Below are 23,561 nucleotides of genomic sequence, written 5' to 3' on the forward strand. Positions count from 1 at the left end.
CAATTATAAATTTTTAATTTTATAAAAGTCTTATTTAACTTACCGCTTCTCTTTAGCTATAGCTTTTAATTAACAATTTGAAACAACCTCTTCCTCTTCATCAACATAATCTTCAATTTTCTTATCTTTCCAAGGCTTTTTAGAAATTATTAAAGCACATATTATTCCAAAGGCTATTATGCTCCATCCGTAAACCAACAATGCCGATAGTTCATATCCACCATATGGAGTTTTTATTTCAGTTATAATATTTTGAACTGTCATATATATTAAAAGTGCTGGAGTTACAAACTTAATAGTTATATCCCACCATTTTCCTACTTTAAAATGTGATATTCCATTAGCATGTTCCCTAATTTTCTCTGGTGTAACAATCCAGCCAATTAATATAACCTCTAATAATCCAACAATTACTATTCCATAGTTATTTATAAAGGCATCAACTATATCTAACATATATAATCCAGCTCCAGTTGCGAATATTGAGCTTATAAAAAATCCTATTATACACATTCCAGTTACAACTTTTTTTCTACTCCATCCAAATTTCTCTCTAAATGGTGCTGAAACCGCCTCAGTTAAAGAAACAGAAGATGTTATTCCTGCGAATATTAAACATAAAAAGAATAATGGTCCAAGTAATGAGCCTACAGCACCCATTTCGCTAAATATTTGTGGGAAGGCTACAAAAGCAAGTCCAACTCCACTTGATACAACTTCAGAAACTGGTACTCCTTGAGATGTTGCCATAAATCCTAATATTGCAAAGACTGCTATAGCTGATAAGAATTCAAAACTGCAGTTAGCAAAGGCTGTTACAAAAGCACTATTATTTATATCTGTCTTTCTAGGCAAGTAACTTGAATAAGTCATCATTATTCCTATGGCTAAACTAAGTGAATAAAATACTTGTCCATAAGCTGCTATCCAAACAGATGGTTTCATAACCATAGACCAATCTGGTGTAAATAATGTATTTAATCCCTCTGCTGCGCCTTCTAAAGTTATTGATTTTACCGCTATTATTATCATGATTATAACTAACGTAGGTAATAAAATCTTATTGGCCTTTTCAATTCCTTTTTTAATTCCCTTATAACAAACAAACCAATTTATAACCCAAATTAATGCTATTCCACCTAACACATACCAAACAATTCCACCTAAATCAAAAGGTGATGAACTTAAATTAAGAAAATCATTATGGAAAAATGCATTTGAATCACTGCCCCAACCTTTAGTGAAACTTAATGCAAAATAATTCGCTGCCCAACTTAAAATCATTGAATAATAAGCTACTATAATTGCTGAACTTATAGTTGGCCACCAACCTATCCACTCCCACTTTTTGGATGCTCTTGCTACTGCAAGTGGTGTTGACCCCCTGTATTTATGTCCAAGAGAATATTCTAAAATTAAAAGTGGAATTCCTGCTGTAAATATTGCAAAGAAGTAAGGTATCAGGAATGCTCCTCCCCCATTTGAATAAGCCACATAAGGAAATCTCCAAATGTTACCTAATCCTACGGCTGAACCTATAGCTGCTAAAATAAAGCCAACCTTTGATCCCCACTGCTCTCTTTTTTCATCCATTTTAATGCCCCCTCTTTTATCTCTTTATTTTCCATTTATCTTTTAATATATAATATTACAACTTATCAATAAATTCAAGTGTTTTTTAAATAAATAATATATTTAAATTAATTTTATTATTATTATATTTATAAAACTCCTAATTTATTATCATTTTATTATTTAAAGTATATATAAATTTTAGTAAACATTAGAATTGATATAAATGTTCTACGATTTATTTCATAAAAAAGTAGTTACTTTAATTAAGCAACTACTTTTTGCATTTATTCTTAAATATTTTCTTTTATTAATCACCGATTTTTAGTATTGTTCCTTAACTTCTTTAAGTATAAAATTTAATCTAAAATAAAAAGGGGATGTATCAAAATAACTCATCAATAAAACTTATAAATAATATGAAGAGAATATCTGAATGAACTTTAGAATTTAAGCTATTACGTAGAATAATTTGTGTTAAGAAGCGAAGCTGTTTGACCAGCGGGAGTTCTGAGCTTTAGCAAATTATTCGGAGTAATTGCTATAAATTCTTAGTGAAATTCAGTAATTCTCGGAATATATTTATAAGTTTTATATACGAGTTTTGATACATCCCCTTTTATAATTAAATTATTTCATTAACTTACATATATCATTTGTAAAGTCAACTGGATCTTCAATACTTAGTCCTTCAACAAGTAAAGCTTGGTTGTAAAGTAATTTTGTATATAAATTGAATTTATCTTTATCATTTTCAAGGGCATCTTTTAATGAGTTAAATACTTCGTGGTTTGTATTAACTTCTAAAATCTTTTGAGCTTTTACCCCTTGATTATTAGGCATAGCACTTAAGATTTTTTCCATTTCTATTGAAACTTCGCCCTCTGCTGATAGGCATACTGGATAATTTTTAAGTCTGCTTGAAGCCTTAACTGCACTTATTTTGTTTCCTAAAGCTTCTTTCATAGATTCAAAGATACCTTTATTTTCTTCATTCTCTTTTTTATTTTCTTCTTCTGATTCTATTCCTAAATCACCACTTGATACTGATTTAAATTCTTTTTCTTTATAGTTCATAAGCATTTTTATTGCAAATTCATCTACATCTTCAGTGAAGTAAAGAATTTCGTATCCTTTGTCTAATACCATTTCAGTTTGTGGCATTTTTTCTATTCTTTCATTTGATTCACCAACAGCATAATAAATATATTTTTGATCTTCAGCCATTCTTTCTACATACTCAGCTAAAGTTACCATTTTCTTTTCCTTAGATGAATAGAACATTAATAAATCTTTTAATTCATCTTTGTTCATTCCAAAATCATCGTAAACACCATATTTTAATTGTCTACCAAAAGATTTATAGAATTTTTCATAACTTTCTCTATCATTTTTAAGCATAGATTCTAATTCATTTTTAATTTTAGTTTTTATGTTCTTAGCAATACGACTTAATTGTCTATCATGTTGAAGCATTTCTCTTGAAATATTAAGTGATAAGTCTTGAGAATCTACTATACCTTTTACGAAACCAAAATAGTCTGGTAAAAGTTCTGAACATTTTTCCATTATTAAAACACCATTTGAATATAGTTCTAAACCTTTTTCATATTCTTTTGTGTAATAATCATATGGTATGTTCTCTGGAATATAAAGAATTGCATTATAACTTATCATCCCATCAACACTTATATGCATGTGTCTTAAAGGCTTGTCAAATCCAAATCTTTTTTCCACATAGAAATTATTATAATCTTCATCTGTAAGTTCATTTTTATTTCTTCTCCATAAAGGAACCATGCTATTTACTGTTTCTTCTTCCACGTATTCCTCATGTTCATTTTCTGTTCCCTCTTTAATTCTTGATTTAGTAACATTAAGTTTAATTGGATATCTTATAAAATCTGAATATTTTTTAATTAAACTTTTTAATTTATATTCTTCTAAAAATTCATCATAATTTTCATCTTCATTATTTGGTTTTAAGTGTAAAATTACATCTGTTCCAAAAGAATCTTTTTCAGTTTCTGAAATAGTGTATCCATCTACCCCATCTGATTCCCATTTATATGCTTTATCTGATCCAAAAGCTTTAGTTATTACAGTTATTTTATCCGCAACTAAGAAACCTGAATAAAATCCAACTCCGAATTGTCCTATAATATCAAAACCTTCTTCAAGGGCATTTTCTTTTTTAAATTGTAAAGAACCACTTTTAGCTATTACACCTAAATTTTCATCAAGTTCTTTTTCTGTCATACCAATACCTTTATCTGATATTGTAAGAGTTCTATTTTCTTTGTTTGGTATTATCTTTATATAATAATCGTCTTTATTAAAAGTTAAGGAACTATCTCCTAAAGTCTTATAATAAACCTTATCTATTGCATCACTGGCATTTGAAATTAATTCTCTTAAAAAGATTTCTCTGTTTGTATAAATTGAGTTAATTACAATGTCTAATAACCTTTTTGATTCTGCTTTAAATTCTCTTTTCTCCATTTTGAATTACTCCTTCCAAAACAAAAATCTCTTTTGTTAGCACTCTAACATAACGAGTGCTAACCATATAATTTATATATATCATTTTTTGAAATTAATGTCAATATCAATTATTTTTTATAACTTATTGATAATATTATCTCTTTTAAAATAAAAAGATACATCAAAATAAATCACTGATATCTGTGATTTATTTTAATGTATCTCTATTTAAAACTTTTATTTTTTCTCTATTAATGTTAATGCAGCTATTTGTACTGGAAATATGATTGTTCCTAAAACATAGTTTCTAAGTGCAATTTTAAAATACTGTCTTTATAACTTTATTACTGGCTCTAAAGATATCTGCTTACTTGTATCTTCAAAGTTAAAATTATAATAATCTAAAAATTATATTTAGATTATTATAATTTTTTGCCACAGTATGGACAATACTCATAATCTTCTTTTAAAACCTGCCCACAATTAGGACATCTTCTTTCTAGAGCATTTTTACCATACCTTTTCCCTTCTTGAACACCCCTCATATCTTCCTTTTCTAAGGCTACATCTTCTCCTTTTTCAATAGATTTTCCTTTTTCTTTTGAAATCTCATATATTGAATTACATCTTTTACATATAATATAATATCTTTCATTCCATCTAAAAAGTTGGATAAAAAATATATGAAAATATTCATATATTTTTATTAACTTTCCTTTAGTTTTAACTCCACAGTTGGAACATTCTATCTGATCTAAATCTTTTATTTCTTTTTGTTTATTTTCGACTCCAAATATACCTATAAAAAACATGCTTTTCTCCTATAAAAAATATTATCTTTAAAAATGTATCTATTTATTTTGCCTCTGTACCTATAGCTTATTTCTACTTTCTCTTTACATTTTTCTTCATATATTTAATTATACTTCAATAGCAATCTATTCTAAACTACTACTTAAAAATTCAAATAAATAGTATAATCTGTAATTTAATAATATGTCACTTTAAATTCATTTTTAAGTGAAAGTTAAAATTTTTAATTTTATATCTTGAACTTACACCTTAGAGTAAAGCGAAAAGTCACTTTATTAATTATTCAATACTAATTTGCTCATTATGAATACCTTACTATTTTATCTAAAAATCAACACTATTTTAAACATAGCCAAGTAAAAAAGTTGTATCAAAAATTTAAAATAAAATTTTTTAATACAACTTCTCTTCTTCAAATAAATTTTTATTGTTCATAATCCCTATGTTATTTATTATTAAATAATTTCAAAACATCTTATTATACTAACCTCATTTAATTTAATATTTATCCTCAACTAAAGTTAATAATGCCACTTGTATTGGTAATAATGTAGATCCTTCATCACAATTTCTAAGGGAAAGTCTAAAAAATTGACCATATATTTTTATAACTGGATCGCCATTAATATTCATATTAGTATCTTCACATTGAAAATTGTATTTTTTTAAATATTTAAGTAATTCTTTCTTTAGCTTTTTACGAGAAAAACTAAAACTACCTAATAAAAATGTAAACATATCATTATATTCTTCAAAATCCTCTAATTCCAACTCTCTATGTTTACTTAATGCCTCTTTAAATTCTCTTGAAATACTCATATTCCTCACCCCATAGTACTAATACTTTTAATTATTTAAATTTAAATATCATATTTGGATAAATCTTTTTCAAAAATTCATCTGGATACTTTCTATCTAAAAATCTCTCTAAAGCATTTTTTGCTTGTACACCTTTCATTCTTGCAACTTCTCTTCTTACAGCTAAAGCTGAAATAATGATGTCCGGTATTAATAATACTAAGAATATAATTGTAATTATTTTTATTGCTCCATCTGAAAAACAACCCATAAATTTATCAAATAGTGGATAAATATCTCTTAAGAAAAACACTCCTAGTATTCCCCAAAATACTGAATATTCAACACTCGTTCTTCCATGGATACTGAGGTTTTTACTGTTGTAATCCCATGAAACACTTCCTAAAGTCTTTTCTTGTACCCATGAGCATAAGTACTCAAAAATTCCTCCTATAATTGCACTTATGAAAAATATTATTATTCCATTATAATTAATAAATCTATATAGTATTAATGTAAGAACTATCCCCCCTATTCCATATACTGGACTAATTGGACCATAAATTAAGCCTTTTCTGCTTTCGAAATATCCATGTTTTACATAACACCAAATCATTTCAACACAATAACCTAAAATAGATCCTATAGTAAATATCCATACTATTTTATATATATTCATAGAATTGCTGATATTGAACATATACTCACCTCCATATTTATGTAATAATACAATTATATCATGTTTAGAAAAAATTAACATATAATTAATATTTTGCTTTTATCCATTATTTTTATGATTAGTTTAATATCTTTAAAATCCTATGAATTTTAATATTTTACTTATCAATACTCATAATAGTGTATAAGCATTATTATTTTTGAATTATTGAATTTTTTAATTATTGAATCTTTTAATATTAAGTCTCTCTTTTAAACCAATTTTGATTTTTATAAATAAAAATGCATAATTTCTAAGAAAAAATCTTAAAAATTATGCATAAAACTAATTTTATTATTTATAAAGTGCTTTCTTCATATCCATTAACTACAACTTGAAGTTCTCCTGTATGCGGATCAATAATAAGTCCATGTATATTAACATCAGTAGGCATTAAAGGATGATTTTTTAGGGCTGTTACACTCTCCTTTACAGAGTCTTCTACACACCCAAATCCATGAAGCCATTTTTCTACATCTATGCCACAATGTTTTATAGTTAAAATAGTCTCTTCTGATATTCCTCTACTTTCCATTTTCTCAATCATATCTACAGGATTTAAATTACTCATTCCACATCCATGATGACCTACAACTAAAACATCCTCTGCACCAAACTCATAAATGGCAACAAGTATACTTCTAACAATACTTCCAAAAGGATGCATTATTGTAGCTCCTGCATTTTTTATTATTTTAGCATCTCCATTTTTAATATTCATAGCTTTTGGTAAAAGCTCTGTAAGTCTTGTATCCATACAGGATAGGATTACTAATTTTTTTTCTGGTTTTTTTGTAGCCTTATATTTCTCATATTCTTTATCTTCCACAAAATTTTTATTAAATAATAAAATCTCATCTAGTCTTTTTATGTTTTTTTCCATACCAATACCTCTAAATTATATTTATTATTTATATTTTACATTTTAGATTTTTAAAAATTAACGTTTATAATACTATATCATAATATTGAACCATGTCCTAAAAGCTTTTTTCTTCTAAAATATTAATTTTAGAGCCTTATTAAGAGAAAAAACTAAGTATTCTCCTTTAATCTTAGTATTAAAAAAGCGATTTGTTTCAAATTAGTGTTGATTTTTAACTAAATCTAAAAATCAATATTTACTTAAAACATAACCTAGAAAAATTAAAAATAATAGGATTATGATGAAAAATTTCACCATAATCCTTATTTTTAGATTTATAAAACAATATTCCAATCCTGGTATCCCTTATTTATTATATCTAAGTAATCATCTTCCGGTAATTTATTTCCTTTTTCAACCATCACATAAGCAAATGCCTCATAAAAAACACCATTACTATCTTGAACCTTTAAGTTTATCTTTTCATAAAGATATGGATACCCTTCAAATTCATCTAAATTTTTTAAATCATTTATTGAAAGCTCATAAATAGCTCCATATACCCTTTCCCCTTGGCATGGAATTATATCTGCATATTTATTATAAACTAATTTATAATCCTCAAGATATACCCTAACCATAGGAATAGCTTCAGGGCATCTTCTTTTAATTTGTTCTAAACTTAGATTACTTCCATAAGCAAAATAAACCATATACTCTCCCCTTTTCTTAACGTATACCATATATATTATTCCAATATATCTATAATCTGTTAACTTATTCTACCATAATATACTAAAATAACTCCACTAAAAAGTTAAATTAATTTTTTAGTAGAGTTAAAATTTTATAAATCCTTATGTAATATTGCCAAATATTATTTCTTAATGGATTTATTAAATAATATATTATATATTATTTATATTACTATTCTAAGATTTAATGATATAAATAGTAATATAAAATTTAATCAAATTTATTTTACATAACTAATAAGTTTTTTACACTCATCTTCAATTTCTTCTATTGATTTATGCACATAAATTGCATTTCCACAAGCATAAATACTTTTCTTAGAAGTTTCTAAATTTTCATCTACCTCTGGACCTGTTGTGCTTGGATTTAATTTTAATCCACTTCTTAGTGCAACTAAGCCATCTGAAATCATTGGATAAGCAAACATTACTGTATCACATTTTATAACTTTCTTTTCATTGCCATTTTTTATAGTTACAGAATTTACTCTTCCTTCTCCATGAATTGAAGTTATTTCATAACCAGAATATAAGTTCTCACTTAAATCAAAAACTTCATCTTTAGATTTATCAGTTATGATTCCAGCAATTTTAATGTTATGTTTCTTTAAATCCTCTTGAATCATATAAAAAGTATTATCTCCTACTATAAAGATATCTTTACCTGGAACCATATTTTTAATTCCAAAAGCTTTTTTAGCCATTCCTACAGTTAAAACACCAGCTATACGGTCTCCTGGTATTTGAACTGCATTTCTACTTTTTTCTTTACCACCATTAGCGATTACTATGTTTTTACCTTTTATCTTTTCTACTCCACATTCACTACTTGTGCAAAGAACCTCATTAGAATCTTCTATTTTTAAAACCATAGTATTTAATTTAACATCAACATCTAATTCATTAAATTCTTTTAATAAACTTTCTTTATATTCTATTCCTGTTAAATTACCATTTTCACTTATGTTATAATCAGCTGAATTTAAAGCTCCACCTAAGCTTGGATCTTTTTCTATTAAAAGAATATTTTCTATTCCATTTTTTTTACCATTAATAGCTGAAAGAAGACCTGATGCTCCTCCCCCAATTATAATTAAATCATATTCTCTCATAGCATTAATCCTCCTTAAAACCAATAACTGGTGAACCTTCACTATTTTTGTTTATGTCACTTATATCCACGCCTAATTCTCTGCTTAAGATTTTACTTATAGGAAGTGTACAACCAACACCTTGACATCCTCCCATTGAAGCTCTAGTTCTTCTCTTAATGGCATCAACAGTAGTAGCTGGTATAGGTCTATGAATAGCTTCTACTATCTCACCTTCAGTAACAAATTCACATTTACAAATCATATGTCCATATGCTGGTTTCTCTTTTATTAATTTATTTTTTTCTTCTAAAGAAAGTTCTGCGAATCTAGCTATTTTTTCTCTAGTTCCTTTAAAATTTTTCTTTTCTACTAAATCTAATTTTTCTCTAAGCATATTAACTACATATACCCCTATAGCTGGAGCTGCAGTTAATCCTGGTGAATCAATTCCGATAACATTAATAAAGTTTTCAGCACCTTCTGCTTCTTCTATTATGAAATCTCCATCTTTAGTTTTAGGTCTTATTCCTGAGAATGTATTTAAAATTCTAGCTACAGGTAACTCTTCAACTGATTTTTTACTCTTCTCTAAAATTTCATCAATACCTTCTCTAGATGTTCCTAATTTTTCCCCGCTCTCTGCATTAGGTCCAACTAAAAGATTTCCCTCTGCTGTTGGAGTCACTAAAATTCCTTTACTTAATTTATTTGGAACTTGGAATAAAGTTTTATTTATCATAGCTCCCGCTACTTTATCAAATAAACAATATTCACCCTTTACTGGCTCTATTTCTCTTTTCTTCATACTTACAAGATTGTTTAGGAATGCTCCCTCTAATCCTGATGCATTTATTATAACTTTTCCATTTAATACATCTTGGTTATTTAAAGTTATTTTATATCCTTCTGATACTTTTTCTATATTAGTTACCCTTGAGTTTAATTTAAACTCTACTCCATTTTCAGCAGCATTTTCACCTAAAGCAATTGTCATTTCATATGGACTTACTATACCAGATGTCTTTACACTTAAAGCTCCAACTATACTTTTATTTAAATTAGATTCAACTTCTAAAGCTTCTTCCTTATTAAGTATTTCAAGTCCTTCAACTCCAAGTTTTTCGCCATTTTCCTTTAATCCTTCTAAAGCTTTCATATCTTCATCTGAAAATGCTAAAATAAGTGCACCATTTCTTTTAAAAGGAAATTCTAAATTTCTTGATAAATCATCAAACATTTTATTTCCTTCTATATTTAATTTTGCCTTTAAAGTACCAACTTTTTCATTATATCCAGCATGTACTATACCACTATTTCCTTTTGATATTCCCTCTGATACATCACTATTTTTATCTACAACTAAAACATCTAAATCATACTTTGATAATTCTCTAGCTATTGAGCATCCAACTACTCCAGCTCCTATTACTATAATATCTTTCATACTGTATCTCCTTTTAACCAAAATTTCACTTTAATAAAAGGCTATTAAGCTTGTCTAATAATTTTAAAGTGCAAACTTTCTTATAGCCTCTGCAACACCTGCATGTTTATTATCTGATGTTACATAGTTAGCAACCTCTTTAACTGAATCTATAGCATTTCCCATTGCCACTCCAGTTCCTGCCCAAGTTAGCATTGATAGGTCATTCTCACTATCACCTATACACATTACTTCCTCTTGAGAAACTCCTAAATGCTTAGCAAGCATCTTAACAGCCTCTCCCTTTGAACTTCCTTTTTTCATAATTTCAAAATTATCATCCCATGAAGATACAACTTCTAAATCTGTTGTACAAGCAATTAATTCTTCTTTTGCTTCTTTTAATTTATCTTTAAATTCTTTTTCTACGCATACGCCTTTTAATATTTCTCCATCATATTTCTTAAATGCTTCATCTAAATCTTTAACAACTTCTAATCTTACTCTTTCTTCTTCTGGTAATGTTTTATTTAAAACTTTATACACATGGTTGTCTGGTAATTCTTTTGTTGAAATAATTCCCCAGTTCGTATTAACATATGTAAATAGATTATTTTTCTTTGTTATTCTATTAAAGTCCTCTAAATCTTCAAGCTTAAGAGGATTATTATATATCTCTTCATTATTAGCACCACCAATATATGCTCCATTACAAGCTATAATTGGAGTTTTTAATCCTATTGTGTCTGAGTACATTCTTGCACAATCATAAACTCTTCCTGTTGTTATGGCTACAGTTATTCCTTTTTCTACAGCTTCTTTTATTGCTTTTTTATCTTCCTCAGCAACCTTTTGCTGATCCATAAGTAGAGTTCCATCCATATCAATGCATATTAATTTTATACTCATACTAACCACTTCTTTCTTTTGTTAATTCTCTCTCTTTACATATTTATTATATACCCTTCTTGTTAATAAGTTAAATATTTGTTTTAGATAATAATAATAATCTTATACTTATATATGTAATAATAAAAATAAATTGATTATATTATAAAAAAGTATAGAAATTTTCAATAAATTCCTATACTTTTAAATATCAAATACTTTTATTTTATTTCAATATCTTCAAAAATTGTATTTGCAGTTGTCCATTGTTCAAATCTAACTGATACTACTAAACTATAAAATCCTAAAGTTATTATTATTAATATCCACCAAAGTAACCAATGTCCTATTAATTCCTTAGGATCACCTATAAATTTTAGTCTTTTCCCACAAATAACTGTATACTCACATTTTTCTTCATACTTCATGCAAAGAATCCATGGGTAAGCTAATCCTAAAGTCACTATTCCTAATAATAAACATTTTAAATGATGAAAAATTGTATTTTTAACTGTATTATCAAAGTAGGAGTCATATTTTTCTTTATTTAAAATAATTGATGATTTATGAGCCATTTTATTTCTCCTTTTGTTTATTAATATTTTTCGCTTAACTACACTTATAATTTTCTTAAATATATAATAATACATTTAGAAAAATTATCAACAACTCCTAATTATTATTTCTTTTTAAAATAAATGTATATATAGATTATATGAAAAATATATAATTAACTGTTAATCAATATATTAAAATTAATGCATATATGTAAAAAGCATAGAAAACTTTTAAGCTTTCTATGCTTTTTGATTTATATAACTCTATTTTATTCCCTGTTCAAAAGAAAAAAGGCTATTTTCATCATATATCTTTCTAATCTCTCTTAGCTTGTCCTTATTTTCACCATAATATTCTCTTTCATAATCTTTAAGACCTTCAAAAGGAAAATTTATAAATGATCCTTTAGTTATACTCTCTATATATTCAAAATTATTTTTTATCCATTTTATATTCTCTTCTGCAAAAACATCATCTTCCCAAACAGATTGTATGCCCATAATAAATCTTGCATCTCTATAATAAAATGCTGATGAATCTTTTTCTACATCTGATACTGCTCCACCTAATCCATAAAAAGATATAGCAGCATAATATGCTCCCTCTGCTCTATTGGAAACTATGTCTATAAGATTTTCAATTTCAAAAGTTTCATAATCTCTAAATATAAATCTTCCTGTTGATTTATACTTTTCATATGGAGGATGACTATATTCTATTTTTCTATTAGCTTCTAATACCCTCATGTAGCTCAAATTAAAATTAACTTTTGTTGGTAATTTAAATGGAAGTAATATTTCATTTGCTTCATCTTTATTTCCATAAAATAATCCTGTAATTTTAACTCCTATGCCTTTATCTTTTGAATTATAGATAGCTGTTTTTAAATTCATTCTTCTATCTAAATTTTTAAATGTTTCCTGTAATGTCTTTATTACATAAACCATTTCTTCTTTTTCTACATTAGGATAATCTATATCTATTAAAGTTGCCATCTCTATTTTTTGAGGAATTTTAAAGGTCATCGAAACAACTACACCAAAGTTGCCACCTCCCCCACCTTTAGCAGCCCAAAATAAATCTGGATTATCTTTTTCATTAGCAATAATAATTTTCCCTCTACTATTTATAAACTTTACTTCTAAAAGATTGTCACATCCAAGTCCAAATAATCTACTTGAATATCCCCAACCTCCACCTAGTGCGAATCCTACAACTCCAACTGTTGGACATCCACCTCCTGGAAATGGATATCCTAAAACTCCTAATGCTTCATATATTTCTTCATTCTTAACGCCACCTTCTATAGTGACCATCATGTTATTTTCATCAATAATTATATTATTCATTTTACTTAAGTCTATTACTAATACGTCATTTCCTGTAGAATAACCTTCATAATTATGACGTCCAACTCTTATTCTAAAAGAAATATCATTCTCTTTAGCCCAAGCTAAGGCATTTTTTACATCCTCAATATTATTACAAAATACTATTCCTAAAGGATACTTTTTTATAGCTCTATTCCATGATTCTATACTTTTTTCATATTCTAAATCTCCCCTAGTTATAACTTGTCCAGTCAATTTAGAGAAATCAACATTTATCATAAGCTCACCTTCTATACTAAATACTTTCCTTTAATGATGATATCATAAGTTTTTTATTTATAAAATCAAAAAAAGAAGTGAAAGATTATAACTTTAGTTAAATTAACTAAAATAATCCTTCACTTATTAAACTATATAAGAGAATTATCGTAGAATTTTCCTACAACCTCAACTGTTGGTTGTATATTTACAAAAGCTTCTGGATCTATATCCATAACATTTTTCTTAACAATTAGTAATTCATGTTTTGAAATTACTGTAGTAACTGAACTTAATGGCTCATTAGTATATCCACCATAAAGATTTCTTCCAATTGTAACTCCTCTCATTTGACTCTTAATTAAGCTATCAACTACTTCTTTTTCTTTCTTAGTATATATAGTTACTGTAAGTTTAAATTGCTGTATATAAAATAAGTCTATAACTTTAGTAGTAACATAGATTGAAACTAAGCTATAAAGAGCTAATTCCCATCCATAAACTAATCCTGCAACTAAAAGTATTATTCCATTTACTAAGAATCCTAGTTGTCCAACTGATTTACCAGTCATTTTTTGTACAACTAAAACTATTATATCTGTACCACCAGTAGAGAATCCTGCTCTAAAGCACATTCCTACTCCAGCTCCCATAAACACTCCACCAAATATAGAATTTAATAATTGATTATCAGTAAGTGCTCTTGTTGGAATAAAACCTATAAAAAATGATAATGAAATTATTGAAAGAAAACTATATAAAGTAAATTTCCTACCAAGTTTTCTAAAGGATAAATAAGCAAGTGGTAGATTTAAAATTAGAACCCATGTTGAAATATCAATATGAATATTAAAGAAATCCCCACCAATTGATGATAATAGCTGAGATATTCCTGTAACCCCTGATGAATAAATATGTGCAGGTGTCAAGAAAAAATTAACCCCAATTCCAGCTAAAGCCCCAAAAAGAATTATGGCAGTAATTCTATAGGCAACCTGATAAATTCTTTTGTTCTTTTTATTCACTCACTTCACTCCGTTCAAAGTTATTTTTTTACTATTACTTATTGTTTGAAAATTTATTTAATTCATTATATCATCAATAATTTTCTTTTAAATAGTTTTAATTACTATTTTTACAATTTATGATATTTTATACTTTTTACTAACTATTTATTATTTTCTCTCTATATAAGTTAAAATATTAATATTCGATAATAGTATTTTTTCATATGTCAAAGAAAAATTTTTATAAAGTTGGAGTGAAAAGTCCTCTACTACTTTAATATAAAAAATTTAATTTACCTCTAAGATTTTTTCTGTATCTTTTTCTCTAATCTTTTCTACAAAAGACTTTAATACTAAGCCTATTACCAATCCAAAGAAGGCTGGTAAAACCCATCCTAATCCCTTTGAGTAAAATGGTAATTTTTCAAAAAGTCTATTTATAAACTCTATATTTATACCTGCTCCACTTAATGCATGAAAAACGCTAACTACTGTGGTAAATGCTATAGTTGTACCATAGACAATTGAATTTTCCTTTATAAATTTATCTAACATCGATAAAAGAATAAGCATGATTGCCATAGGATATATTGCATTTAATACTGGTACTGATACTGCTAATATCTTATTAAGCCCCATGTTAGCTAAAATCATACTTGTTACTGTTAATATCCTAACCCAAGAAACATAATTTATTTTTTTAGTTAAAGTTTGAAAATACTGACTACAAGAAGTTATAAGCCCTACACAAGTTGTTAAGCAAGCCAGTGTAAATATTACTGCTAATAAAATCGCACCTGGTTTTCCAAATATATATGTCATAATGTTCCCAAGAGTTTGAGCCCCATTCTCTGTTAGTCCAAATCTTCCTCCACTTGTAGCTCCTAAATGAGCAAGCATTGAATATATTAAAATCAATAATCCTCCTGCTATTATTCCTGCTTTTACAGATGTTTTAACAACGTATTTTTCTTCTTTTACCCCTTTTGATTTGATTACAAGAGCTATAACAATTCCAAAATTTAGAGCGGCAATTGTATCCATAGTCATATATCCATCTAAAAATCCACTTATAAATGGTGATTCTTTATAAACCCCAGTTACCTCTCCATAGGCTCCTAAAGGCTTAAAAATACTGGCTATAAAAATCAATGATATTAATATAAGTAAGCTTGGTGTTAAAACTTTTCCCATTCGATCTACTAACTTTGCTGGTGATAAAGATAACCAATATGCCACAGCAAAAAATACAAAAGTATATATAAATAAAGCTAAATTATTAGATATAAGTCCTTTTGGTAAAAAAGGTGCTACCGCCATTTCAAAAGGCAAACTTCCTGCTCTAGGTATCCCTAACCCTGGTCCTATTGAAATATATATAAGTACAGTAAAAAACGTTGCAAAAAGCGGATTTACTCTACTAGCTAAGGCATGTAAACCTCCTGATTTAGCCACAGCAACTACTCCCAAAACAGGAAATCCTACTGCCGTAACGAAGAAACCTAAAATAGTAATCCAAGTGGCTCCCCCAGCAGCTTGTCCTAAAAATGGCGGAAAAATTAAATTTCCAGCTCCAAAAAATAATGAAAATAACATTAAACTTACTAATAACAAATCTTTTCTTGATAATTTTTTCATAAATACCTGCCCCATTTCTTTTTTTATTGACCGTATTTTAAATAATAATTATGTTTTAAATAAATATTAATTTAAATCAAATCTAAATTAATATTTTACTCACTCTAAAAATTAATATAAAATATAGTCTTACTTTTTAATCACTGTAAAAAATTATAATTTCACCTTCTATGTCCATAAAAAAGCCCCCTTTAAAAATAAAAATACCTCGTCCCCTTATAAAAAGGGACGAGGTTTAATCGCGTTACCACCCTAATTCTATAAATATAACCTAAATAAAATAGATTAAACTTATAGCACTCGTAAAATACGTACTAAATAATACGCTTTTCCTTTAACGGTGAAAATCCGATAAAACTTACTAAAATATAGCTTCAGTTTTACTTCTCCGAGATGATTTTCAGATATACCTTGAACATTGACTTTCAGCAAATTGTCAACTCTCTGTGGAACAATAAATATTTCTTACTTTTTCTCTTCATAGAATTTGCTTTTGAATTTATATGTATATTACCTTTTATTTTTCCATCTGTCAACTACAAGTGTATTTTTTATTTATTTTTTATTCATTTCTATTTTTAATTAATAAAAAATAAATTATAATGAATAATTTTTCTTATTTTAAAACAAAAACTAATCTCTTAAAGTTCTTAAAAGGTTTAATAAAAAACCATATTAATCCCTTTTGATTAATATAGTTTTTTATTTATAATAACTAGTGTATATTTATAGCCAGTTAAATATGCTATTTTTTCTTATAAAAACTAATATTTTTTCGGACTTTTCTCTTCAGATATTAATGTATTAATTTTTTCTATTAGTTCTCCGATTTCTCCCATAGTTCTTATAGTAAAATCAGCTTCCCATTCTAAGAATTTTTTTTCTGTCTCTTGTATTGCCTCTTCTTTTTTTTCGACTGAAAGAGAATTAAATTCTTCATAACTTAAACCCATTGTAGAACTACCAACAACAACTCCAACAGTCCATACTCCTGCACTTTTTCCTTCTTTTATATCTGATTCAGTATCTCCAATTTTAATTGCACTTAAAACAGAGGAAATTTTTAATTCTTCTAAATTTCTAAAAATCATATAAGGATATGGTCTCCCACATGAATTTGTTGAATCTGCAGTAATCCAAAAATCTGGTTCATAACCATTTTCTTTTGCTCCCTTAGTTACTATATCCATCATTGAATTAGTATATCCTGTTGTTGATCCAACTTTTATGTTATTTTCTCTTAAATATTTAATTGCATCTAAAATTTCTGGTATAGGTTCAGTATATTTTGAAAGAGATTCTAAAAGAGTTTTTTCAAATTTACTATGAAGTTTCTCAACATCATCTTCAGTAAATTCTCTACCATAGTTTTCTCTCCATAACCCCCTAATTCTATCCATCTCAAGCATAGTTCTTATATGATCTCTCTTTAGCATCCCCATTGGCTTTCTAGCCTCTTCCATAGTTACATCTATTCCTGCATCCTTGAATATATCTATGAATACATTTATGGGTGCAAAGCATCCAAAATCCACAGTTGTTCCAGCCCAGTCAAATATTACTCCCTCTACTCTTTTCATCTTTATTTTCCCTCCATATAATTTTTAATTATGCTACAAAGTTTTTCTATATCCTCTATATAAATTTCTCCAATATTTCCCACTCTAAATGTATCTGCATAGGTAAGTTTTCCTGGATAAATTACAAACCCTCTTTCTTTTATATATTTATAAAACTCTCCGAACTCAAACTTATCTCTATCTAAAAAGAATGTAGTTATTATAGGGGATTGTAAGTTTTCATCTATATATGCTTCGATTCCTATTTCTTTTAATCTAGCTCTAAGAAGTTCATTGTTTTTCTTATATCTATCATATCTTGCTTGAACTCCACCTTCTTCTCTTAACTCATCTAAAGCCTTAGAAAAAGCTGCAACTACATGAGTTGGAGATGTAAATCTCCACTTACCATCCTTGTCCATCTCTTTCCATTGGCTATATAAATCTAAAGAAACACTTCTTGATATTCCTTCACACTTTGAAAGTTTTTCAGTATTAGCTATTATAAAACTAAAGCCCGGTACCCCTTGTATGCATTTATTAGCACTACTAATCAAATAATCTATTTTTAATTCATTGATATCTATTGGAATTCCTCCAAAACTACTCATAGAATCAACTATAAAACTTTTATTATATTTTTTACATAACTTTGCTATATCCTCAAGGGGATTTAATATTCCTGTTGTGGTTTCACAATGAACCATAATAACATGTGTTAATTCAGGGTTTTCCTTTAGAATATTCTCTATTTCATACTTATCAGGTAACTTATCGTAATCACAGCTATAAACTAAATTATTAATTTTTAAGCAATTAACCATACTAACAATTCTTTCTCCATAAGCTCCATTAGTAATAATTAAAGCTTTATCTTCATCTTTTATTGCACTTGTTAGAACTGACTCAACTCCAAAACTTCCACTACCTTGCATTAAAACAACAGTGTACTCATCACCTGAAACATTTCCTATTTCCAAAATATCTTTTCTTATTTTTTGAGTTATTCCTTTGTAATCATCATCCCATGTACAACGATCAAAAAGCATTTCTTCCTTTACTGTTTTAGTTGTTGTTAAAGGTCCTGGTGTTAAAAGTTTATAATTCATTTTTCTCTCCCTCTCACTTTATAATTTATACTTTGGCTCTTTTTTAAACTAGTGTTGATTTTTAGCTAGCCCTTCAGACCTAACTTAATTTCGCAAAGTATTGCTATCATCCGCTTCAGAATAATAGCTAAAGCTTTTAAACTCGCTATGCTCAAACAGAAAAAGCTTCTTAACGCTATTATTCTTACGCATATAATGCAATACTAACTGCTCATTAAGATAATCTTACGGTTCTATCTAAAAATCAGCACGTACCGAAAACAGATCCTATATTTAAAATTACTTTGCTTCATTAAAAAATTCTTGATGTTCATTTAATAGTTCTGCAGTTAAATTCTTTTCAAACTTTTTTTGATAACTAGGTTTATTAAAATCCTGAACTATTTCTCCTTTATATAAAGGAACAGGATAATTATTTATTAACTTTTTTCTTGCCTTACTTAATATTATTTCTGTCATTCTCATAGATAGTTATTGCCTATCTTTATTATCTTTTTTAAGAACAGCTACTGCCTCTGTAAGAGAATAATTCCCTTCTAGTGGATCTACATAGTCTATTGCTTTTCCTTGTTTCTTATATAAAATAGCCTGATGCCTTAACCCAAATCCTATTGCAACTTCTCCAACGCTAACTTTTTTAAGAGGGGCTGAACCTGATGACTCTATATGAGATTCTGAGTTATTAATAATTCCTCTCATAATCTCTTTTCCTTCCTCTTCTCCATAAGCTCCTATTACACCTTGTACTAAAAGCCATCCTGTTGAAGAATTCATTATGTTTGGTATTGATATCAATCCCTTATACTCTTCTTTTGTAAGATCCTTTAATGATTTTGGAAACTCTAATCCCTTATAATTTATAAAATTAGTATTTATAAACATGGTTCCTGTATTAGATAAAATAGGCAGATAAAAATCTGGATATTCTTCTAATGTATCTAACTTGAAATCTAAGGTCTCAAACATGTTATGCTTAACTTGTGCACTTTCTAAAAAATATGAGCTCATGGTTACTATATCAGCCTCCATGTTTTTTCCTTCAGCTAATAACTTACCACCTAATTCTGATGTACCTATAGGTTGAACAATATACATATCTTCATATCCTTCACTATCTAAACTCTCTTTTATAAATTGGATTGCTTCATCATCTGCATTGGTATAAATGATTATTTTATCCTCTACTTTATTTCTACAAGAAATAAAACCAATGATTAAAACTAAAATAACACCTAAAGAAGTAGCAATTTTAAATCTTTTGTTTAAAAATTTAAGTCTCTTATTTTCAACTTTTTTCTTATCATCAGCTAAATTTCTTTTTATGCTCTCTGAAAAAACTCTAACTATAATATTTGTAATAAAAACTAGAATGGATAAAATAAATATATTATTGAAATCTCCATAATGTTGAAATTCCTTAATTTTACTTGTTATCACTGTAGTTCTAGCTGTAATTAAAAATATAATTGCACTTATAGTAACCATTGAATTTATAAAGTAATAACTTATCATATCTATTATTGTTAATATTGAATTAGGAATTACTACTCTAAAAATCGTTTTCCCCCAACTATCTCCTAATAATTCTGCTGTGGTTTCCCATGATGGATTCATCTTTGAAAGGGAACTTTTTGCCATCATATATGGAGTAGTAAAAAAATGTACAATATTGCAGAGTACTATTATTGTAAAAGTACCTTTTAAATTACTTTTATTAAATAAAAATAAGTAAGCTAATCCTAAAACCATTCCTGGAACAGTATTAGTTATCATAGAAAAAACATCTATTGATTTTTTTTCTTTATTACTCATATTTGTTCTAACATTTATAAGAGCAGCTACATATGCAATAAACGTTCCAATTAATGCTGTCATAAATGCTACTAAACAAGAATTTTTGAATATATCTATTATTTGATTAGATTCAAAAGCTTCTTTAAAAAACTTTGTAGTAAAGCTCATGTCATAAGGAAAATCATTAACAAATGGAACTATAAATATAACTATGAAAATAGATATAATTACAATCATTATTAAAATTGAAAATATAGAAAAAATTGAATCTCTAAATTTATTTTTAGTAAGTTCAACTTTTGATATCTTGTCATAATGGAAATCAAATTTTTCCAAGTACCCAAGAAGTAATATACCCATAGCTGATGGTATTAACATAAATATTGCAATGGCAGCTCCTAATTCAAAGTTAGGCATAGATCCTAACATAACCTCATAAAGCTTTGTTGAAATTACACTATATGTACCACCTAAAGATGCTGGTATACCAAAATCAGTGAAACTAAGTACAAAAGACAATAAGAAACTTCCTGATAGTGTCCCAATTAATGGTCTAACAATAGTGCTAAAAAAGCTCTTTATATTCCCATCTCCCATAAGTTTTGAAACTAAAATAAATTTTTTATCAATATATTGAAATGAATTATTTATAAGCAAAAATGCTGACGGCAATGTATAGATCAAATACCCAATTAATAGCCCATTAAAACCATAAATTTCGAAGATCTCTCTCCCTACAAATCTTGTTATTAATCCTTCTTTTCCAAAGGAATACATAATGGCAAACCCATATGTTATTGTTGGTAAAAGCATAGGTATTGATATTGATATATTTAATAACTTTTTTATTCTTTCTGAAAAGTTCGTACAATTTACTCCATATGCTAATAAGAAAGCTAAAGTTGTTGTTATTGTTGCTGTTATTAAAGAAATTTTCAAACTATTTATTAGAGCTATAAAAACTTCTTTACTGCTAAATATCAACATATAATTTGATAACCCAAATCCATCTCCTTCTTTAAATGAATTTATAAAAAGTATAAATAAAGGAGAAATAAGAAAAACCATGAAAAAAACTAAAATTATTAAATATAGTGATTTTATTTCTATCTTTTTTCTATGCATAACATTCTCCAAATAAATTATAAATATTTTCTTTTTTTATTATTAATTGTCTTAATATAAACTCTTGTATAAAGTTATTTTCAGGCTTATTTATAATTTCTTTTGGAGTTCCAAATTGAGATATCTCTCCTTTATCTATAACTAAAATCTTGTCTGACATTGTTAGTGCTTCCTCTGGATCATGTGTTACTATAATTGTTGTAAGATTATATTTTTTAGTTATAGTTTTTATTTTATCTTTTATAGTTTCTTTTATTACTCCATCTAAAGCACTTAAAGGCTCGTCTAAAAGTAATATTTTCGGTCTTGTAGCTAAGGTACGTGCTAAAGCAACTCTTTGTTTCTGTCCCCCAGATAAATATTGTATTTTTTTATTTAGATGAGGTTTTAATCCCAATAAATCAATTAATTCATCTAATTCTTCTGTTGATATTGTATTTTTCTTGTTTTTCAACCCATAAATTATATTTTCATAAGCATTAAGGTTTGGGAAAAGAGCATAATCTTGAAAAACTATATTAAACCCTCTCTTTTTCATTGATACATTACTTATATCATTTCCTTCAAAAATTATTTCTCCATTATCAACATCTGTAAATCCCAAAATTATATTTAGCAAAGTAGTTTTCCCACTTCCACTTGGACCTAGCATTGATACTATTTCTCCCTTTTGTATTTCAAAACTAACTCCATCCAATACTGATTTACCATCAAAAGCTTTTTTTATATTTCTTAGTTCTAACACTTTTATTCCCCCTAATAAATCACTACTTAATTTCTTTAACTTAAGTATAACTTCTCTTAAGTTAAACCATATTATGAACATGTTAAAACTAAGTAAAATATTACAAAGTTATTATAAACTCTTTACTATATGTTTATCAACTCTTTATTTTAACTTTGTAAATTATCCTAAATTCTTTAACTTAATAGTAATAATATGATAAAATTTCTTTATATCTATTTTTATGGGAGGATTAAAATGTTACCTAGCGAAAGACAAAACAAATTTTTAGAACTTTTATCCCAAAAAGATGTTGTAACTATTATAGAGTTTTCAAAAGAATTTCAAGTATCAATTGAAACTGTAAGAAGAGATTTATCCATATTAGAAAAGGCAGGTAAAATTCAAAAAGTTTATGGTGGAGCTAAACTTAAGGATTTAAACTTTAGTGAACCATCTATGGAATCTAGAATGAATACTAAACTTTCTCAAAAGGATGCTATAGGTAAAAAATGTAGTGAATTTATAAATGATGGTGATTGTATTTTTATAGATAGTGGATCAACCCCTCATCATATAGCTAAAAATCTTTCAGATAAGAAAAATCTATTAATAATAACTAATTCATTATTAGTAGCTAATGAATTAATAAATACAGATTTTGAAATCATAATAATTGGTGGATCAGTAAGACATAGTGAACGTTCTATTGTATCTTATAATTACCTTTTTAACTTTTCTGAATTAAATATACAAAAAAGTTTTTTAGGAGCTGGTGGAATCACTGCTAAAAATGGAATTTCTGACTTTGATATGCAAGAAGCTGTTACTAGAAAACATATTCTTGAACGTTCCAAGGAAGTTTTCATAGTTGCCGACAGTAGTAAATTTGGAAAAGATGTAACTATTAATATAGCTCCTATTGATGCTATAGATTATATTGTTACTGACTCATTCTTAGATAAAAATCTTCAAAAAACCTTTGAAGAAGATAAGCTTATTATAGCTGAAGTTTAAAACAGAACCTAAAAATAAAAAATAGAAGAGA

The 23,561-nt window shown here is 27.2% G+C and carries 20 protein-coding genes and 1 other annotated feature; of the genes, 1 reads left to right on the plus strand and 19 read right to left on the minus strand.

Features of this window, described 5'->3' with window-relative positions; all coding sequences use genetic code 11:
- Positions 1 to 69 precede the first annotated feature (69 nt).
- The 19 genes from OIF33_RS12095 to OIF33_RS12185 form a co-directional block, all read right to left on the minus strand.
- Positions 70 to 1,593 (minus strand): sodium-dependent transporter, encoded by a 1,524-nt coding sequence (locus tag OIF33_RS12095; RefSeq protein ID WP_322504515.1) that lies wholly within the window; start codon positions 1,591 to 1,593, stop codon positions 70 to 72.
- Between the two features lie 609 nt (positions 1,594 to 2,202).
- Positions 2,203 to 4,074, minus strand: coding sequence for a molecular chaperone HtpG (htpG, locus tag OIF33_RS12100; RefSeq protein ID WP_322504516.1), 1,872 nt, complete (start codon positions 4,072 to 4,074; stop codon positions 2,203 to 2,205).
- Between the two features lie 404 nt (positions 4,075 to 4,478).
- Entirely contained in the window at positions 4,479 to 4,868 is a 390-nt protein-coding gene (locus tag OIF33_RS12105) for a zinc ribbon domain-containing protein (RefSeq protein ID WP_322504517.1), read from the minus strand.
- Positions 4,869 to 5,367: 499 nt separating this feature from the next.
- Positions 5,368 to 5,688, minus strand: a complete 321-nt coding sequence (locus OIF33_RS12110; RefSeq protein WP_322504518.1) for a hypothetical protein — start codon at positions 5,686 to 5,688, stop codon at positions 5,368 to 5,370.
- Between the two features lie 31 nt (positions 5,689 to 5,719).
- Positions 5,720 to 6,367 carry a putative ABC transporter permease gene (locus OIF33_RS12115; protein WP_322504519.1) on the minus strand — a complete coding sequence of 216 codons (648 nt, stop codon included), beginning with the start codon at positions 6,365 to 6,367 and terminating at the stop codon, positions 5,720 to 5,722.
- 316 nt (positions 6,368 to 6,683) lie between these two features.
- The gene (locus OIF33_RS12120) at positions 6,684 to 7,268 is read right to left on the minus strand and encodes a carbonic anhydrase (protein ID WP_322504520.1); all 585 of its coding nucleotides are present in this window, start codon (positions 7,266 to 7,268) and stop codon (positions 6,684 to 6,686) included.
- A 317-nt stretch (positions 7,269 to 7,585) separates the two neighbouring features.
- The gene (locus OIF33_RS12125; protein WP_322504521.1) at positions 7,586 to 7,963 is read right to left on the minus strand and encodes a gamma-glutamylcyclotransferase family protein; all 378 of its coding nucleotides are present in this window, start codon (positions 7,961 to 7,963) and stop codon (positions 7,586 to 7,588) included.
- A gap of 263 nt (positions 7,964 to 8,226) precedes the next feature.
- Complete coding sequence (locus tag OIF33_RS12130) at positions 8,227 to 9,117, minus strand: NAD(P)/FAD-dependent oxidoreductase (RefSeq protein WP_322504522.1); 891 nt, start codon at positions 9,115 to 9,117, stop codon at positions 8,227 to 8,229.
- 4 nt (positions 9,118 to 9,121) lie between these two features.
- Positions 9,122 to 10,543, minus strand: a complete 1,422-nt coding sequence (locus tag OIF33_RS12135) for an NAD(P)/FAD-dependent oxidoreductase (RefSeq protein ID WP_322504523.1) — start codon at positions 10,541 to 10,543, stop codon at positions 9,122 to 9,124.
- 63 nt (positions 10,544 to 10,606) lie between these two features.
- Complete coding sequence (locus OIF33_RS12140; protein WP_322504524.1) at positions 10,607 to 11,431, minus strand: Cof-type HAD-IIB family hydrolase; 825 nt, start codon at positions 11,429 to 11,431, stop codon at positions 10,607 to 10,609.
- A 200-nt stretch (positions 11,432 to 11,631) separates the two neighbouring features.
- Positions 11,632 to 11,985 carry a hypothetical protein gene (locus OIF33_RS12145; RefSeq protein ID WP_322504525.1) on the minus strand — a complete coding sequence of 118 codons (354 nt, stop codon included), beginning with the start codon at positions 11,983 to 11,985 and terminating at the stop codon, positions 11,632 to 11,634.
- Positions 11,986 to 12,231: 246 nt separating this feature from the next.
- A complete protein-coding gene (locus OIF33_RS12150) occupies positions 12,232 to 13,578 on the minus strand; it encodes an FAD-binding oxidoreductase (RefSeq protein WP_322504526.1) in 1,347 nt (448 codons plus the stop codon).
- Between the two features lie 131 nt (positions 13,579 to 13,709).
- Positions 13,710 to 14,582, minus strand: a complete 873-nt coding sequence (locus tag OIF33_RS12155) for a YitT family protein (RefSeq protein ID WP_322504527.1) — start codon at positions 14,580 to 14,582, stop codon at positions 13,710 to 13,712.
- Between the two features lie 270 nt (positions 14,583 to 14,852).
- The gene (brnQ, locus tag OIF33_RS12160) at positions 14,853 to 16,202 is read right to left on the minus strand and encodes a branched-chain amino acid transport system II carrier protein (protein ID WP_322504528.1); all 1,350 of its coding nucleotides are present in this window, start codon (positions 16,200 to 16,202) and stop codon (positions 14,853 to 14,855) included.
- Positions 16,203 to 16,423: 221 nt separating this feature from the next.
- Positions 16,424 to 16,693, minus strand: a binding site (T-box leader).
- A 273-nt stretch (positions 16,694 to 16,966) separates the two neighbouring features.
- Positions 16,967 to 17,782 carry a phosphonoacetaldehyde hydrolase gene (gene phnX, locus OIF33_RS12165; RefSeq protein WP_322504529.1) on the minus strand — a complete coding sequence of 272 codons (816 nt, stop codon included), beginning with the start codon at positions 17,780 to 17,782 and terminating at the stop codon, positions 16,967 to 16,969.
- 2 nt (positions 17,783 to 17,784) lie between these two features.
- Entirely contained in the window at positions 17,785 to 18,870 is a 1,086-nt protein-coding gene (phnW, locus tag OIF33_RS12170) for a 2-aminoethylphosphonate--pyruvate transaminase (protein ID WP_322504530.1), read from the minus strand.
- A 279-nt stretch (positions 18,871 to 19,149) separates the two neighbouring features.
- Positions 19,150 to 19,335 carry a hypothetical protein gene (locus OIF33_RS12175; RefSeq protein ID WP_322504531.1) on the minus strand — a complete coding sequence of 62 codons (186 nt, stop codon included), beginning with the start codon at positions 19,333 to 19,335 and terminating at the stop codon, positions 19,150 to 19,152.
- 6 nt (positions 19,336 to 19,341) lie between these two features.
- Positions 19,342 to 21,789, minus strand: a complete 2,448-nt coding sequence (locus tag OIF33_RS12180) for an extracellular solute-binding protein (protein ID WP_322504532.1) — start codon at positions 21,787 to 21,789, stop codon at positions 19,342 to 19,344.
- Entirely contained in the window at positions 21,782 to 22,534 is a 753-nt protein-coding gene (locus OIF33_RS12185) for an ABC transporter ATP-binding protein (protein WP_322504533.1), read from the minus strand. The genes OIF33_RS12180 and OIF33_RS12185 overlap by 8 nt, the downstream gene beginning before the upstream one ends.
- A 237-nt stretch (positions 22,535 to 22,771) precedes the next feature.
- On the opposite strand from OIF33_RS12185, the gene OIF33_RS12190 reads away from it, so the two are divergent.
- A complete protein-coding gene (locus OIF33_RS12190) occupies positions 22,772 to 23,530 on the plus strand; it encodes a DeoR/GlpR family DNA-binding transcription regulator (RefSeq protein WP_322504534.1) in 759 nt (252 codons plus the stop codon).
- Positions 23,531 to 23,561: the final 31 nt, after the last annotated feature.

It is taken from the genome of Clostridium sp. LIBA-8841 (assembly GCF_034439435.1).
Taxonomy (GTDB): domain Bacteria; phylum Bacillota; class Clostridia; order Clostridiales; family Clostridiaceae; genus Sarcina.